Source organism: Chitinophaga sp. OAE865 (assembly GCF_040546735.1).
In the GTDB taxonomy this organism is placed as follows: Bacteria; Bacteroidota; Bacteroidia; order Chitinophagales; family Chitinophagaceae; genus Chitinophaga; species Chitinophaga polysaccharea_A.
Map to the genome: position 1 here is coordinate 120,197 of NZ_JBEPOF010000001.1, position 15,292 is coordinate 135,488.

Annotated in this window: 13 protein-coding genes; 4 read left to right on the plus strand and 9 right to left on the minus strand. The window is 46.9% G+C overall.

Features of this window, described 5'->3' with window-relative positions; translation table 11 throughout:
* Positions 1-22: 22 nt before the first annotated feature.
* On the minus strand, positions 23-298 hold the full coding sequence (locus ABIE50_RS00525; RefSeq protein ID WP_209856939.1) for a DUF3098 domain-containing protein: 276 nt from the start codon (positions 296-298) through the stop codon (positions 23-25).
* A gap of 37 nt (positions 299-335) precedes the next feature.
* Positions 336-1,208, minus strand: a complete 873-nt coding sequence (locus ABIE50_RS00530; protein ID WP_209856937.1) for a cell division protein FtsX — start codon at positions 1,206-1,208, stop codon at positions 336-338.
* A gap of 260 nt (positions 1,209-1,468) precedes the next feature.
* Between ABIE50_RS00530 and leuS the strand changes: the two genes are divergently transcribed.
* Positions 1,469-4,234, plus strand: a complete 2,766-nt coding sequence (gene leuS / locus ABIE50_RS00535) for a leucine--tRNA ligase (RefSeq protein ID WP_209856934.1) — start codon at positions 1,469-1,471, stop codon at positions 4,232-4,234.
* 147 nt (positions 4,235-4,381) lie between these two features.
* Here the strand turns inward: leuS and ABIE50_RS00540 are convergent, their stop codons facing one another.
* From ABIE50_RS00540 to ABIE50_RS00550, 3 genes are read right to left on the minus strand one after another with little or no spacing between them, the layout of a single operon-like run.
* Positions 4,382-4,648: a hypothetical protein gene (locus tag ABIE50_RS00540; protein WP_209856932.1), complete on the minus strand. Its 267-nt coding sequence runs from the start codon at positions 4,646-4,648 to the stop codon at positions 4,382-4,384.
* 10 nt (positions 4,649-4,658) lie between these two features.
* Positions 4,659-6,068: a radical SAM protein gene (locus tag ABIE50_RS00545; protein WP_209856929.1), complete on the minus strand. Its 1,410-nt coding sequence runs from the start codon at positions 6,066-6,068 to the stop codon at positions 4,659-4,661.
* Complete coding sequence (locus tag ABIE50_RS00550; RefSeq protein WP_209856927.1) at positions 6,061-6,819, minus strand: prolipoprotein diacylglyceryl transferase; 759 nt, start codon at positions 6,817-6,819, stop codon at positions 6,061-6,063. The genes ABIE50_RS00545 and ABIE50_RS00550 overlap by 8 nt, the downstream gene beginning before the upstream one ends.
* Before the next feature lie 66 nt (positions 6,820-6,885).
* On the opposite strand from ABIE50_RS00550, the gene ABIE50_RS00555 reads away from it, so the two are divergent.
* Positions 6,886-7,572 carry a peptidoglycan DD-metalloendopeptidase family protein gene (locus tag ABIE50_RS00555; protein ID WP_142685665.1) on the plus strand — a complete coding sequence of 229 codons (687 nt, stop codon included), beginning with the start codon at positions 6,886-6,888 and terminating at the stop codon, positions 7,570-7,572.
* A 109-nt stretch (positions 7,573-7,681) separates the two neighbouring features.
* The gene (locus ABIE50_RS00560; RefSeq protein WP_209856924.1) at positions 7,682-8,533 is read left to right on the plus strand and encodes an endonuclease/exonuclease/phosphatase family protein; all 852 of its coding nucleotides are present in this window, start codon (positions 7,682-7,684) and stop codon (positions 8,531-8,533) included.
* Positions 8,534-8,610: 77 nt separating this feature from the next.
* Here ABIE50_RS00560 and ABIE50_RS00565 read toward each other — a convergent pair whose 3' ends face one another.
* The 3 genes from ABIE50_RS00565 to ABIE50_RS00575 all read right to left on the minus strand — a co-directional run bounded on the left by ABIE50_RS00565 (position 8,611) and on the right by ABIE50_RS00575 (position 13,244).
* Entirely contained in the window at positions 8,611-9,372 is a 762-nt protein-coding gene (locus tag ABIE50_RS00565) for a hypothetical protein (protein ID WP_209856922.1), read from the minus strand.
* 138 nt (positions 9,373-9,510) lie between these two features.
* The gene (locus ABIE50_RS00570; RefSeq protein ID WP_209856920.1) at positions 9,511-10,824 is read right to left on the minus strand and encodes a M28 family metallopeptidase; all 1,314 of its coding nucleotides are present in this window, start codon (positions 10,822-10,824) and stop codon (positions 9,511-9,513) included.
* Between the two features lie 8 nt (positions 10,825-10,832).
* Positions 10,833-13,244, minus strand: a complete 2,412-nt coding sequence (locus tag ABIE50_RS00575; protein WP_209856918.1) for a TlpA family protein disulfide reductase — start codon at positions 13,242-13,244, stop codon at positions 10,833-10,835.
* A gap of 105 nt (positions 13,245-13,349) precedes the next feature.
* Between ABIE50_RS00575 and ruvB the strand changes: the two genes are divergently transcribed.
* Positions 13,350-14,378, plus strand: coding sequence for a Holliday junction branch migration DNA helicase RuvB (gene ruvB / locus ABIE50_RS00580; RefSeq protein WP_142685660.1), 1,029 nt, complete (start codon positions 13,350-13,352; stop codon positions 14,376-14,378).
* Between the two features lie 180 nt (positions 14,379-14,558).
* Here ruvB and ABIE50_RS00585 read toward each other — a convergent pair whose 3' ends face one another.
* Positions 14,559-15,260, minus strand: coding sequence for a response regulator transcription factor (locus ABIE50_RS00585; protein ID WP_142685659.1), 702 nt, complete (start codon positions 15,258-15,260; stop codon positions 14,559-14,561).
* Between the last annotated feature and the right edge of the window lie 32 nt (positions 15,261-15,292).

Here is a 15,292-nt window from a genome sequence, read left to right on the forward strand (position 1 = left end):
TAAAATACTTTTATAGAAGCAATTATGCCTTTGGTTTTGGGCGGTGCATAATAGCATACACTTCTATCACCAGGCCCAGCACAATAACAATGGGGGCCAGGGTGATTCTGCGGAAGCTATATACCTGTTCCGGTTTGAAGCTGTTAGGATCACTGGAATCGCCTCCCATCATAAGAAGGAAGCCCAGGATGATCACCACAATACCGGCCAGCATGAATTTGTAGTTTTCTTTTGGAAAAATAGGGCGGCTATCGGCCAACGCGTTTTCTGCCTCCTTATTTAAAGCTGTTTTAGCCATAGTGTTTGGTATTATATCTTCATTAAAGATTTTAAAATTAATACAGATCGTCCAGTTTAAGGCGCAGGTACTTCATTACCGAGCGGTGTGTGCTCACCAGTGAAATACTGATCCCTATCAGGATCATGCCTACGAAAAGGAGCGCTATCATCAGGTTATCACGCAATCCTGCCAGTTCGGGCAACAGCTTATCGGCTACGGACATAATGCCTATCAGGCCGGCGATAGCTATTACTGCGGCAATGGCGCCATTGGCAATACTCCGCAGATCGAACGGTTTGGCGATAAACCAGCGGGTGGCCCCCACCATCTGCATGGTTTTGATCAGGAAGCGGTTACTGAACATGGCCAGGCGAATGGTATTATCTATCAGGAATATCACCACCAGGCAAAGCAACCCGCTGATGATCAGGATAATTAATCCTATCCTATTTACATTTTCATTCAGTTTGCTCACCAGCATGCGCTGATAGGATATTTCCCGTACAATGCTTTGCTGTGAGAGCTTATTTTCAATGATCTTCAGGCTGTCGTTGTTCACATAATTGGCGTTAGCCTTTATATTGATACTGCTGTACAGCGGGTTATATTGCAGGAGGGTAATAAAATCTTCCCCGAAATCCTTCCTGAACCGCTGTGCTGCCATGTCTTTAGACACATACTCAATGGACTTAATATATGGCTTGTGCGACATGGAATCGCGCAGGGCTATGGCCTGTGCTTCTTTTACGTTGTCCCGGAGGATTACCTGTATCTCTATGCTTTCCTTAAAATACACACTCAGCTTATTAGCATGTATTACCACCAGACCCAGTGTGCCCAGTAAAAACAATACCAGTGCTACACCAATGATGGAGTACAGGTAGGATGGTTTCGACTTCTTTGCTGATGATTTCCCGGATTGCGCCATTAATCTGCAGTTTATCGGCGAAAATAATAAAAATTAGTAGTTATGTGTTTAATTTTGCCAACCCGGTCAGGTAATACAGTCTTTCCGGGCAATAGAACAGCAATATAGAGAGATGTTAGGGAATGACATTGGAGTATTAATGAATTTAACATTATTTTGCTGAACAGGCATTGTACAACTTTTTAAATTATAACTGATAACGCCTTAATGACCGGACGTATTGTTTATATCCGGACAATTAAGGTTCATCTACAACCGATATGGAATACAATTTCAGGGCAATCGAAAAAAAATGGCAGCAACAATGGGAGCAATCGCATGCTTACCGGGTGAGCAATGACAGTCCAAAGCCGAAATGTTATGTACTAGACATGTTCCCCTATCCTTCCGGGGCCGGCTTACACGTGGGTCATCCGCTGGGATACATTGCAACGGATATCTATTCCCGCTATAAAAGACTAAAAGGCTTTAACGTACTCCACGCAATGGGATACGATGCTTTTGGTTTGCCTACGGAGCAATATGCCCTTGAAACAGGTCAGCATCCTGCAGTGACCACCGAACAGAATATCAAAGCGTTCCGTGAACAACTGGATAATATTGGCTTTTGTTACGACTGGGACCGGCAGGTAACCACCAGCGATCCTTCCTATTATAAGTGGACACAGTGGATTTTCCTGCAGATCTTTGAAAGCTGGTACAACCGCAGCACAAAGAAAGCGGAGCCTATTGCTTCCCTGGTAGCTATTTTTGAGAAAGAAGGCAATGCCGGCCATATCTGCCCCGGCGACCGGAGCATACAATTCACTGCGGCTAACTGGAAAGGCTATAGCGAGAAAGAACAGCGCGATATACTGATGCAATACCGCCTGGCCTACCTGGCGCATGCGGAAGTAAACTGGTGCGCCGCACTGGGCACTGTGCTTGCCAACGACGAAGTAGTAAATGGCGTAAGTGAGCGCGGCGGGTACCCCGTGGTAAAGAAGAAAATGAGCCAGTGGTTCCTCCGTATCACCGAATATGCCAACCGTCTGCTGGAAGGACTGGAAACAGTGGCCTTCAGCGATGCCATGAAAGAAATGCAACGTAACTGGATCGGCAAGAGCCAGGGCGCCGAAATTAAGTTCGCCCTGAAAAACTCAACCGAACACGTAGAAGTATACACTACCCGCCCTGATACCATTTTTGGCGTGGACTTCATGGTACTGGCGCCTGAGCATGACCTTGTAACGCGGATCACTACCCCGGAACAAAAAGCAGAGATCGACAAATACCTGGAATATGTGCAAAGCCGTTCCGAACGGGAACGTATGGCCGATGTAAAACAAATCACCGGCTGCTTTACCGGCGCCTACGCCATCAACCCGTTCGATGGCCGTGAAATACCTGTGTGGATAGCGGAATATGTGCTGGCCGGTTACGGCACCGGGGCTATTATGGCAGTGCCCTGCGGTGATCAGCGCGACTATGGCTTTGCCCGGCATTTCAATATTCCCATCACCAATATCATTGGCGACGCCTTCAACGGGCAGGAAGCTAATCCTACCAAAGAAGCCAAACTGCAGAACAGCGGCTTCCTCAATGGCATGGACATGAAACCCGCTATGGATGTGGTGATCACCAAACTGGAAGAACTGGGTATCGGCAAACGCCAGATCAACTATAAAATGCGCGACGCCGGCTTCAGCCGCCAGCGCTACTGGGGAGAGCCCTTCCCAATCGTTTATAAAGACGGGGTTCCATATGCCATGGACGAAAAAGACCTTCCACTGGAATTACCACACGTGGAAAACTATAAACCCGGGGAAGAAGGTGAAGGTCCCCTGGCCAATATCACCGACTGGGTAAACATCGCCCCCGGCGTAAAACGCGAAACCAACACCATGCCCGGTTATGCCGGCAGCAGCTGGTATTTCCTGCGCTATATGGATCCGCACAATGATAAAACCTTTGCAGACCGTAAAGCCACCGATTACTGGAACCAGGTAGATGTGTACGTAGGCGGCACCGAACACGCTGTGGGGCACCTGCTCTATTCCCGTATGTGGACCAAGGCATTGTACGACCTGGGACATATTGGTTTTGATGAGCCGTTTAAATCGCTGATCAACCAGGGTATGATTGGTGGCAGTTCCCGGCTGGTATATCGTGTTCGCGGAACGCATCAATATGTATCGCACGGTTTGAAAGACCAGTATGAAACAGATGAGCTGCACGTGGATGTAAATATTGTAGATGGGGTGGAACTGGATACAGAAGCATTCAAAAAATGGAAGCCGGACTTTGCAGATGCAACATTCATACTGGAGGATGGCAAATACATCTGCGGCGTACAGCTGGAAAAGATGAGCAAACGTTTATTCAATACCGTTAATCCAAATGACCTGGTAGAAAAATACGGCGCTGATACTTTCCGCATGTACGAAATGTTCCTGGGGCCGGTAGAACAATCCAAACCCTGGGATACTAAAGGTATTGAAGGCGTTCACCGCTTCCTGAAAAAACTGTGGCGCTTGTTTGCCGACGAGCAGAAAGGTATCCTTGTTAATGAGCAACCTGCTACACCGGAAGAGCTGAAAATACTCCACAAAACCATCCAGAAAATAGATCATGATACTGCCAGCTTCTCCTATAATACAGCAGTAAGCCAGTTTATGATCTGTGTAAATGAGCTCGCCACACTGCGTTGTCACAAACGGAGCATCCTGGAACCTTTGCTGATCCTGCTTACCCCATATGCGCCTCACCTGTGCGAGGAACTGTGGCAGTACATAGGCAATAATGAAAGCATCCTGAATGCACTTTACCCGGTATTTGAAGAGCAGTATATCAAAGAAAGCGCCTTCAATTATCCGATTGCCATCAACGGTAAAACCCGCTCTGAAATGGGCTTCCCCCTGGATGCTGCTATACCGGACATTGAAAAGGAAGTTCTTGCCAGTGAGATAGTACAGAAATGGCTGGAAGGTAAAGCGCCTAAAAAGGTGATCATCGTAAAAGGGAAAATGATCAATGTAGTGATATAAGGATCACTGAATTTTATAGAAAAGGGGGGTGTCAAAAAATGACACCCCCCTTTTTTTTACCCGATGGAGATAGCCGGTAATGTTAGATCCTTGTGGAAGCAGCGATGCCAGCACCGCATGATTTAAAATATTCTTCATGTAGGTATCTTACCTGATAACACTTATCCCGCTTAAAGCAATCCCGCACATAGATAACCCGATCAGCAAAATAATCCCTGAAGAAAGCAACATCGCCTTCCCAATCTGATTTTTATTTGCAATGATCAGGATGAGGCCAACTATAAAATAACCACCCACCAGTACGAGGGCCAGGATCCCCGCTATCACAATGCCTTCATCACTCATGCACATCAACAGTAAAATGGCCAGGGGGATAAGTGTAAATAAAAGTACGTTTTTGAAAAACTCATTCATACATCATCGTTTAAATAATGGGAATAAATGTCCGTTCTTCCTGGAGTTGCTTCAAATATGTTTCCTTATCATCACGGTAAAACAGGTTCATGGTTTCAAACGGGATGATACGGCCATCTTTATGAACAATATGGACACAGGATTTCTTGATAGCCCGTACATCAAAATCGTATGCGTCCAGGAAGCGCATGATCACGATGCGGAACAGGTTCGTATAGTCGAGGCCGGGAGCCTGTACCTGCGGCAGGCAGCAAAGCAGCGACTGCATATCATTAACAGCGGCATCAGTAGAGATACCGGTACTGAATATTTTCAGGATGTGCTGATGCAGTCTTTCATCCTGCTCATATACGATAGTATTTTTTGAGTTGTTCAGTAGTATGGCCGGGTCTACATAGCGGGTAAGCGGGTACACCTGACCGTCAATTTTGAGCGCATAGGCCATAGCCAGGGCGTCTGGGTTACAGGGAACGGGAATAATGTCATGATCATTCCAGACCGGCGATTGTTCGAGGATGCGCTGTCTTACTTCTGTTAGCGTAATACGGTCGGTAGCGGGGTCAAAGCCATCAGTACGGCCAGCCACCTGTACCGGTTGAAAGGTAACACCGCGAACGCAGGGCTGCTTCAGGGCATAATCGATGATGGCTCCTATTTCATCTTCATTCACCCCGCGTTGCAGTGTAACCACCAGTGTAGTACTGAGATTCACTTCATTGAGATTTTCCAGCGCCTGTTTCCGGACATCCGTAAGATCCTTTCCCCGCATGCGTTCCAGCGCCTCCGGCTTAAAGCTGTCGAACTGAAGATATACTTCAAAATCCGGCATATAGGTAGCCAGGCGTGCGGTGAACTCTTTGTCCTTTGCTATGCGCACACCGTTGGTATTGATCATAAGATGCCTTATAGGCTTACGTTTGGCGATATCCAATATTTCAAAGAACTGTGGGTGGATAGTAGGCTCTCCCCCACTGAGCTGCACCACATCCGGCTGTCCTTCATTTTCCACGATGATATCCAGCATCTGTTCTATTTCTTCCAGGGTGCGGTGCCGGCCGTAATGTGGCGATGACATTGCATAACAGGTAGGACAGGTAAGGTTACAGCGATCTGTTACCTCAATTACACTCAGGCAGGAATGCTGCTCATGATCCTTACAGAGGCCACAATCATATGGGCAGCCATAATACGTGCTGGTATTGGTTTTAAGCGGGGCTTCAGATGGTTTGTTATAGTTACGGGTATTCTTATAATAATTAATATCAGTGGCTATCAGCACTTTCTCCTTTCCGTGATGCGGGCAATGTTTTACCATGAAAACCTTTTCATCTTCAAATATCACCTTGGCATCTACACGACGCAAACAGGTACTGCAGATACTGAGGGTAAAATCATAATAGGTATAATTTTTTTCAGGCATATTGTTTTTGTGTTAGTCGTGATGGGAAAATGATCACCGGTGAATAATAAAGCAACCCTGCCAAACAGGCCAGCTGTATGGATCCCAGGCCGAAAGCAAAACGGTATCCGGGCTTGATAAAATCGAGCCCGAAACGGAACAGCAGGTAGCTGATCATGAAAAGTTTAAACCGCGCGCCGTTTACCAGGGGATAGCGCCGGCCGGCAGCTCTCAGCATCTGCCATAATAATATCAGAAAAATAATTTCGTAGAGAGATACAGGATGCCGGGAGATACCGTCGCCCAGGTCAAGGCCCCATGGCAATGAGGTGGGCAGACCGTAGGTTTCTTCATAAATGCCCATGGTAAAGCAGCCTATACGGCCTATGATCATGGCCAGTATCAGCGGATACACAAAAAGGTCGCCGGTAGAATGCCGCTCTCCTACCGCTTTTTTGATCAGCTCCACTCCTGCCAGGCCGCCGAGCAATCCTCCTACAATAGTTTTATTCTGATAAATGTAAAGCAACAGGTTACCGGCCTGGTACAGGCCCGGAGGATTCTCCAGCGCACCTAACAACCGGCTTCCCAGCAAAGCGCCGAAAATAGCGCCTATAATGGCCCAGAGGCGGTTATTATTCTCCACCTGGTCGCCCTGCTGCTTGCGCAGGTATAAAAAATAGCGGAAGCCGGTAAACATGCCCAGGGTTTCCGTTACTGCATGCAGCGGAAGGTGTAAGGAAAACAAATTGATATAAACGGGGAACTGCAAAGGACCAGCATTATTTAATACACAAATTAATATTTATATTTAGACGAAAGTCAAGCCATACAAAATATGTTACAGGAGGTTTTAAAGAAACACCAATCCGCCTTCAAGCCGGTTATTCCGCTTTTGGGAGATCATGAATCCCTGCTGGTAATGGATTTCACCGCCAATAACACTACGCTCACTAAAAACATACTCCAGGATATCAACCGGTTTAGCAGGTATATAAACAATACACTGGAACAGAGCGGCTGCCGGCTGGGTATTGGCGGCTATGCCGAACACCGTACTATTTACGCGGTAAGCCCTCATTTTGACGCGGGGGAAGAGCCGCGCCGCCTCCACCTGGGCATTGATATATGGGGGGAGGCCGGTACCCGGCTTTATGCGCCTATGAATGCGCATGTACATAGTTTCCGTTTTAATGACCATTTCGGGGATTATGGCGCCACCATTATACTACAGCACCAGCTGGACGGATACACCTTTTATACGTTGTATGGCCACCTGAGTATTTCCAACCTGCAGGGATTATATGAAAATATGCCCATTACAGCCGGACAACCGTTGGCGCATTTCGGTACCCCGGCCGAAAACGGCGGATGGCCGCCACACCTGCATTTCCAGATAATTGAAGATATGCAGGGATTCCGCGGGGATTATCCCGGTGTATGCCGTTACAGTGAAAAAGAAAAATACCTGCAAAACTGCCCCGACCCCGATGTGATCCTCCAGCTGAATCAATACACCCACTAACAGGCAATTTTCCAGGATCAGACGATTCAATATCTTATTAATAAATTATTCCCCGCCATTAGGATTTATCCGTCCCCGTGCTATTTTTACAGGCTAAAATTGAATTTGTATGAGAAGATTATGGCTGACGGCTTTTTGCGGCCTGCTGGTGAATGCCCTTGCAGCACAGGTTCCATTGAAGGTGATGACTTTCAATATACGCTATAATAACCCGGACGACAGCGCCAACGCATGGCCTCACAGGAAAGATAAAGTAGCTTCGGAAATCCTGTTCCTGGGTGCAAATACACTTGGTGTACAGGAGGCGCTGAATGACCAGATGCAGGACCTCCAGCAAAGACTGCCACAGTATAAAATGATTGGCGTTGGCAGGGACGACGGAAAAACAAAAGGAGAATACTCCGCTATATTTTATGATACCGCCCGTTTACAATTATTAAAGAGCGAAACTTTCTGGCTGTCGGAAACCCCAACGGTAGCGGGTCACATAGGATGGGACGGCGCCTGCACCCGTATTGTAACCTGGGGAAAGTTCAGGGATAAGAAAACGAATAAAGTGTTTTATCATTTCAATACCCATTTTGATCACAGGGGGAAAATTGCACGCAGGGAAAGTGCAAAACTATTGCTGCAAAAAGTACATCAGATCACAGGGAAGGAGCCAGCTATTATTACCGGCGATTTCAACGCCACTCCGGATGATGAGCCCATTCAGATTATTATAAACCCAAGTGATCCGCTGCATTTAACGGACAGCAAGGCGATCAGTAAAACGCCTCACTTCGGTCCTGCCGGCACTTTCAACGGATGGAACATTGCAGAAATGGATGACCAGCCCATTGATTACATCTTTCTCAAAGGAAAGTATGATGTTTTAAAACACGCCAGTATCTCTGAGATCTGGAAAGGCAGGTATGCTTCCGATCATTTTGCCGTATACGCGGAAATCAATATCAGGTAGTGAAATAAATAACGGATCTGCAGAGAGATGCTCATCGTCTATCTCCCACAGATCCGTTATTTAAAAGGTTCTGCTGATTAGTCGTGGGTATGTTCCACCGACATGCTGTTTTCCAGGGCGTTTACCACTTTATTGTGGAGATTGCCGTTAATGTCTACACTGATCTTTAACTTACCATTGGCGAAGGAGCCGGTAAAGTCGCCGATCTGCAGTTTGGTGAGGATGAGGTCCATAGAAATTTTGAGGGAACCTTTCCAATCAATGTTGGTATCGGTTACCACTACATCCTTTCCTTTCGCCAGCAATTCGATCTGACCGGAGAGAAGTATTTCTACCGGTATTTTTTTGCTATCCCAGGTAATAAATCCTATCAGTCTTACAGCAGGATCTTTCTTATCTCCTTCTACCCTTGCATACACTCTTACCTGCTGGTAAGTTCCTTTAGGAATTTTAATGGCGCCCAGTATAGTAGGTACCTGTTTAAGGTCAATCTGCCTGTCTGTCTTCAATTTGAATTCCACTTCATCTTTACCACGTTTGGCATCGAAGCGGATTTCCCTTAAACGTGCGGTAGCAGTGTCCCAGGTAATGTCGAAACCACCAGAGGCTGCTTTAGCCATAGATGCGTCGCCGGTGATCGCAGACAAACGTCCGGAGGCATCAGGTGATAAAGTAGCTGTTGGATTGATCGCTGAGATTTCGTAGCTCACGCTGGCAGCGTCCGCATCGTCGATTGGTTGATTAGTATCTGGTTTCGCCATGTCCGTATTGGCACACGAGGATAGCAAGATACTGGCAATGCCTATGGCACCACAGAAGTGTAAGATTCCGGTTTTCATATCGATATGGTTTTAATGACTATGGGGAAAAATTCGTGGGCTAAATTTAACAAAGAATTTGGAAAAAAAAATCAGTTTACTGTTAATTAATAAAGAATGATCCGGCTGAGCTTCGTTCAACCGGATCAATATATGATGCTATTTCTTCAACAGCTCTTTTTCAATTCGTGTAGGCGTATCCGTTCCATTCACAATTGACCCTGCGCTGATAGCTATTGCCTTAATAATATCTGTAATATTCCTGATATCCAATGTCGCCAGTTCATCTTTTACGGTATGATAATAGGCATCCTTATCGATCTGTGTGGTGGAAATGGTATGCGCCGGTACCCCTTGCCTGGCGAGGGTGGCATTGTCTGACCGGTAGAACAGGTTTTGTTCGGGGTAAGGATCCGGATGGAAACTGAAGGTAGATCCTTTAAGGTTCCGCTGAAGGATAGGACCGAAATCGGATCGTTCAAACCCGGTGATAAAGGCGCTGTTCTTACCAAATTTGGATTCCTTACCAATCATCTCGATATTAAACATGGCCATTACTTTTTCAGGATCCTGGTGCTCGGAGAAATAGCGCGATCCATGTCCGCCGGATTCCTCTGCAGTGAAGGCAACAAAGATCACCGAGCGTGCAGGCGGGTGCTTGCTGAAATACTTCGAGAGCATGATCACAGCGGTGGTGCCCGAGGCATCGTCATCTGCGCCATTGGCGATACTGTCGCCCGCTTCTGAAGGCAATATCCCCAGGTGATCATAGTGACCGGAGAAGATCACGAACTCATCCGGTTTTGTTTTGCCCCTGATCATACCAGCTACATTGGCAAAGTGCTGGGCTGTAATTTCCCTTCGGATATGGATACTCCAGGAAGCGGTATCGGGTACGTCTCTGGGTGCGAATACAAGTATCACCTGCTTGCCTGCTACAGGCACTGCTTCCAGTTCATCTTTAGTATCATAGCTATGTTCTGAAAAAGAAGCGGTGATGCCGCTGAGGTAACCATTCATAGCGGCTCCCACCCAAACAAGTGTGTTTTTCTCCACTGCTGCAGGGTTACGCAGTATTTTCATGAGCTCAGCAGGGGCATTGGCGTGCACAATATTGTAGCTGCTGTCCTTTTCCCAGTCGAAGCTGCTGCCGGTACCCACCGGAACAACGGGCCAGTTCTGTTTCTCCCCGCTAACGGTAAGGGATACACTGGTAGTTTTCAGGCTGTACTTACTAAATTCCTGCAGGAAGTTCTTTTCACCGGGAAGCGGCTGAAGACCGGCTTTGCCAAACTCGCTGCTGATAAACTGTGCGGCCTTTTCAATACCGGGCGTGCCGGGGAAACGGCCCTGCATATCATCTGCAGCCAGGGTGCCGATAATGCGCGCTACCTCTTTTTCTTTAATGTCCTGTGCAAAGCCGGTAACGGAAAGGCTGCCGGCAGCCAGTAATAATAACAATGATTTCTTCATATAAGCGGTTAGTCCTTTTTTTTGTTGTTTATTCTGACGGGTGGTTGCTGCCCTTTTTCATTTGTAAAATAAGCATTACTATATGTTTGCAGGATGGCAGCATAATCTGCTCCAAACTGCAAGTCTAACATTTTCCCGTCAGGTGAAACTAACACTTTGGTAGGATAACCTCTTACTTTATATGATTCTTCTATCCGGGTATCGGAATGGGCTGCGGGGAAAACATATTTGTTGGCGGCTATAAAATCGCGGGCTGTTTCCAGTGATTCATGGCAGGAAATGGCCAGGATGGCATTCTGCGGGCGTTTTCCTTCATTTATTTCTTTTGCCAGTTCATTGAGATGGGGCAGATCCTCCCTGCATGGTGCGCACCAGGTACCCCAGAAATCCAGCAACAGCCATTTTCCCTGGTAATCCGCCAGGCGGATGTCTTCATTATTCATGCCTTTCAGGGTAAAATCCGGTGCGTCTTTCCATTCTTTCAGCAATACATCCCGGAAATAATCATTAAAGGATTTACCGGGAAAATGTGCATTAAAAAAAGCCCTTGTGCTGTCCAGCATATCCGGCTGAACGGCCAGCTGCCCCGATAGCACTTTCATGGCGTCCTCCGGCTGGCCTAAAGCCGCCAGCTCCCTGGCAAAGTAAGTACTGTAGTTTTCTTCTCCATGAAGAAGCACCCGGTCGTAAAAGCTTTCGTATGCTTTGTCTGCATTACTTTTAGGCTCCGTGGCGGCAGCCATGGACAGGTAATTCAACGCGGCTTTCTTATCAGTTAGTTTGGTGGTTTCGTATTTGAGATAATAAGCGTGTGACAGCAGGTATTTATTAGCGGCCTTTTTTTCTTTCAGCTCCGGGTGCGCTGTCCAGAAGACAGTATCGGCCAGGTTCACTTTAATATCGTTCAAAACCTTATCCAGCAGGGTATCCGCGGCAGCGGGCATATTGGCCTTCCGGAGTATGTCCTGTACCAGCAACTCGTACCTGGCGGCTTTGCCTAACGTCATTTCTGCCGCGCCTGGGTTACCAAAGCTTGCGACAATAGTTTTTAATATAGCCGTATCCGTTGTATGCATAGCTTTGTTCCACAACGACATAGGCCTTACGGACACCTGTAAAACACTATCCTTCTCCTCCAGCAACCGGTTCATCAGCAATTGCGCGCCGGCAGGCGCTTTCCTGCTTTCCTCAAATATCTTCGCAATGCGGGCTTCGGAAACTCCCTGGCTCCGGAACTCCTTTCCCGCATCTGTTGTATCAAATTCACGCTGTGGCAGGTTTTGTACGAAAGACTGATCCAGCCAGGAATTGAGCGACCACTGATTGGTGGATAGTAGTTTGATCAAAAACATCGCACTATCCACATTTTTGTAGTATGTATCCTGTAATTTGTTAAACAGATGCGAGAAGGATCCTGCCAACGCTGCTGCGGGCAAGTCTTTCAGGGCATTCCGGTATTGCTCGTACATGTACTCGGAATCATGTCCGTAAATGTCGAGCTTCGCCCGTTTAAAGGCCAGCCGGTCGCCATACCTGGGTGTATTCACTGCCAGGAACTGTGCAATTTTTGCAGAATCAGCCTCATTATTCACCTTTAGCCAGTTGCTGTAGTTGCTCATGCGCATCAGTGTATTGAACCAGGCGGTATCGGCTGGTAAAGGTTTTGAGACGGCAGGTATTACGGTCACGTCTTTCGCTACCACGACGCTGCCGTTCTGCAGTACCTGCAGGCTCCGTAATTCCAATGCGTGTACATTGCCTTTATTACGGAACAGGCTATACGAAAAATTACCGGTTAGCCGTATACTGTCTTTGTTATTTTCTTCCGGAACACCGGTTACCCTTACCAGGTCTTTATCTGCACCGGTAATACGAAAATTCCAGGGATGTTCATTCCATTCTTTGTTTACAGCAAGCTGTGTTGGTTTACCGGGGAAGAAATACTTCAATTCAGCATGCATGAATGGCCAGGTGTATGTCAGTACTCCCTTAATATTATCGGTGATGGCCACGGAAGCGGCAGCCGGTTCAGCAATGGCCATGGCATTCACCGGGGCGCTGATGCTATCGTTGGGGAATATTTTAAACATTAACGGCCGGTGTAGCAACAGCATGAATTCCATCATACGCCAGTCGCCGGTATATGTAGCAGGCTTCCCGGAATTAAAATCAAGTCCCGGCCTTTTCAGAGCCACACTTTCCAGTTCATAGGCAACAGTAGCACCGCCATCCGGCTCAGTGGCGGTAATGGTAAGCCTGACGGTTTTAGTTATATACGTTGCCTGGTTACCGGGAACGCTGTCTTTTGTGATCACCTGGTACCGCCAGGAATCATTCTTTTTAAACTTTGACTGGGCGGAAGTACGAAGGGAGGAGCCAGCGAGGATGAGGTAAACAAGGAGCAACAGGTACTTTTGCATATAGGGGAACTTGATTTTAGATATTTAAAATACGCATATAAAAATGAACCAGCAATAGCTGCCTGCTACCTTTGAATATTTGTGTATTTTTGAGCATATACAATTATGTCCAATCAGCCTTTAAGACCAGAAGAGAGTAAGCTCAGCGCTGCTGACAAAGAGTTCGAAAATAGTATACGTCCCCGGGAGATCGTTGATTTTTCCGGCCAGGACCAAATTATCGAGAACCTGAAGATATTTATTAAAGCGGCGAAAATGCGTGGGGAAGCGCTTGACCATGTGTTGTTCCATGGCCCTCCGGGCTTGGGTAAAACCACCTTGTCACGTATTGTGGCTAATGAACTGGGCGTAAATATCCGTGAAACTTCAGGGCCGGTAATTGAGAAGCCCGGCGACCTGGCCGGTTTGCTCACCAATCTGGAAGACAAGGATGTGTTGTTTATTGATGAGATTCACCGGTTAAGCACAGTAGTGGAGGAATACCTGTATTCTGCCATGGAAGATTACCGTATTGATATTATGATCGACACCGGTCCGAGTGCACGTGCTATCCAGATCAACCTGCTACCGTTTACCCTGATCGGAGCCACTACCCGGTCTGGGTTGCTCACTGCCCCGCTGTTATCGCGGTTTGGGATCAAATCGAGACTGGAATATTACAATGCAGCCACCCTGCACAAGATCATTTGGCGGGCTGCGGGTTTGCTGAATACAAAGATCACTTCAGATGCTGCGAGTGAAATAGCACGGCGTTCGCGTGGCACCCCCCGTATTGCCAATGGGCTGCTGCGCCGGGTACGCGACTTCGCCCAGGTAATAGGTAATGGGGTGATTGATATGGAAATAGCCCTCCTGAGCCTGAAAGCGCTGAATGTGGATGAATATGGCCTTGATGAGATGGATAACCGTATCCTCAATACCATCATTGAAAACTTCAAGGGAGGCCCGGTAGGCATCACCACTATTGCTACTGCGGTAGGGGAAGAAGCGGGTACCCTGGAAGAAGTATACGAGCCATTCCTGATCCAGGAAGGGTTCATCAAACGTACCCCGCGGGGAAGGGAAGTAACGGAAAAAGCGTATATCCACCTGGGCAAAACCCCTTTCAGGGGTGGGTCCAATTTATTGTTCTGACACGCGGGTTTTGTCCTTGAACACTGATTACGATGATTATAATGATTTGTTTGATTTAATCATATTGATTTAAAAAATTAAGGGAGATAGAAGCATATCGGCTTTTATCTCCCTTAAATATTTTAAAAGATATCAATGAAATCATCAAAATTATCCTAATCAGTGTTCAAGGACAAAATCCTAGTCTTTTACCACCAGGCGGAAGCCGTTACCATGAATGTTTACGATCTCGATATTGTTATCTTCTTTCAGGTATTTGCGCAGTTTGGCTATGTATACATCCATGCTGCGGCCGTTGAAATAAGTATCGCTACCCCATATTTTCTTTAATGCAAGTTCCCGTGGCAGCAGATCATTTTTATGTTCACACAGCATGTGCAACAGTTCGTTTTCTTTAGGAGATAACGTATGTGTTTCACCGTTATGTGCCAGGGTGCGCAGGCGGGAGTTGAACGTATAAGAGCCGATCACAAATTCGTGCACTTCTTCTTCCTTGTTGTTCAGTTCCTGGTTGCGTTTCAGGATAGCTTTGATCTTCAGCAGCAGCAGTTCGCTGTCGAACGGCTTGGAAATGTAATCATCTGCGCCGAGCTTATATCCCTGGATAATGTCTTCCTTCATGGTTTTGGCAGAGAGGAAAAAGAGGGGGATATCCGGGTCTACGTCCCTGATTTCTTCCGCCAGTTTAAATCCGTCCATATTGGGCATCATAATGTCCAGCAGGCAGATGTCAAATTTTTCGCGGCGGAAGGCTGCCAGGGCCAGGATACCATCGCGGCATAATTCCACATCATAGTCGTTCAGCTCCAGGTAATTCTTCAGCACCATGCCCAGGTTGGTATCATCCTCAGCCAATAATATTTTCGGTTTACGTTCTTCCATAATCATAAAGGATTGATTATAACAAATATAAA

Excerpts from the sequence above, each read along its gene's own strand:
- ABIE50_RS00525 (WP_209856939.1), bottom strand. The coding sequence starts at position 298 with ATGGCTAAAACAGCTTTAAATAAGGAGGCAGAAAACGCGTTGGCCGAT.
- ABIE50_RS00530 (WP_209856937.1), bottom strand. The coding sequence starts at position 1,208 with ATGGCGCAATCCGGGAAATCATCAGCAAAGAAGTCGAAACCATCCTAC.
- leuS (WP_209856934.1), top strand. The coding sequence starts at position 1,469 with ATGGAATACAATTTCAGGGCAATCGAAAAAAAATGGCAGCAACAATGG.
- ABIE50_RS00540 (WP_209856932.1), bottom strand. The coding sequence starts at position 4,648 with ATGAATGAGTTTTTCAAAAACGTACTTTTATTTACACTTATCCCCCTG.
- ABIE50_RS00545 (WP_209856929.1), bottom strand. The coding sequence starts at position 6,068 with ATGCCTGAAAAAAATTATACCTATTATGATTTTACCCTCAGTATCTGC.
- ABIE50_RS00555 (WP_142685665.1), top strand. The coding sequence starts at position 6,886 with ATGTTACAGGAGGTTTTAAAGAAACACCAATCCGCCTTCAAGCCGGTT.
- ABIE50_RS00560 (WP_209856924.1), top strand. The coding sequence starts at position 7,682 with ATGAGAAGATTATGGCTGACGGCTTTTTGCGGCCTGCTGGTGAATGCC.
- ABIE50_RS00565 (WP_209856922.1), bottom strand. The coding sequence starts at position 9,372 with ATGAAAACCGGAATCTTACACTTCTGTGGTGCCATAGGCATTGCCAGT.
- ABIE50_RS00570 (WP_209856920.1), bottom strand. The coding sequence starts at position 10,824 with ATGAAGAAATCATTGTTATTATTACTGGCTGCCGGCAGCCTTTCCGTT.
- ABIE50_RS00575 (WP_209856918.1), bottom strand. The coding sequence starts at position 13,244 with ATGCAAAAGTACCTGTTGCTCCTTGTTTACCTCATCCTCGCTGGCTCC.
- ruvB (WP_142685660.1), top strand. The coding sequence starts at position 13,350 with ATGTCCAATCAGCCTTTAAGACCAGAAGAGAGTAAGCTCAGCGCTGCT.
- ABIE50_RS00585 (WP_142685659.1), bottom strand. The coding sequence starts at position 15,260 with ATGGAAGAACGTAAACCGAAAATATTATTGGCTGAGGATGATACCAAC.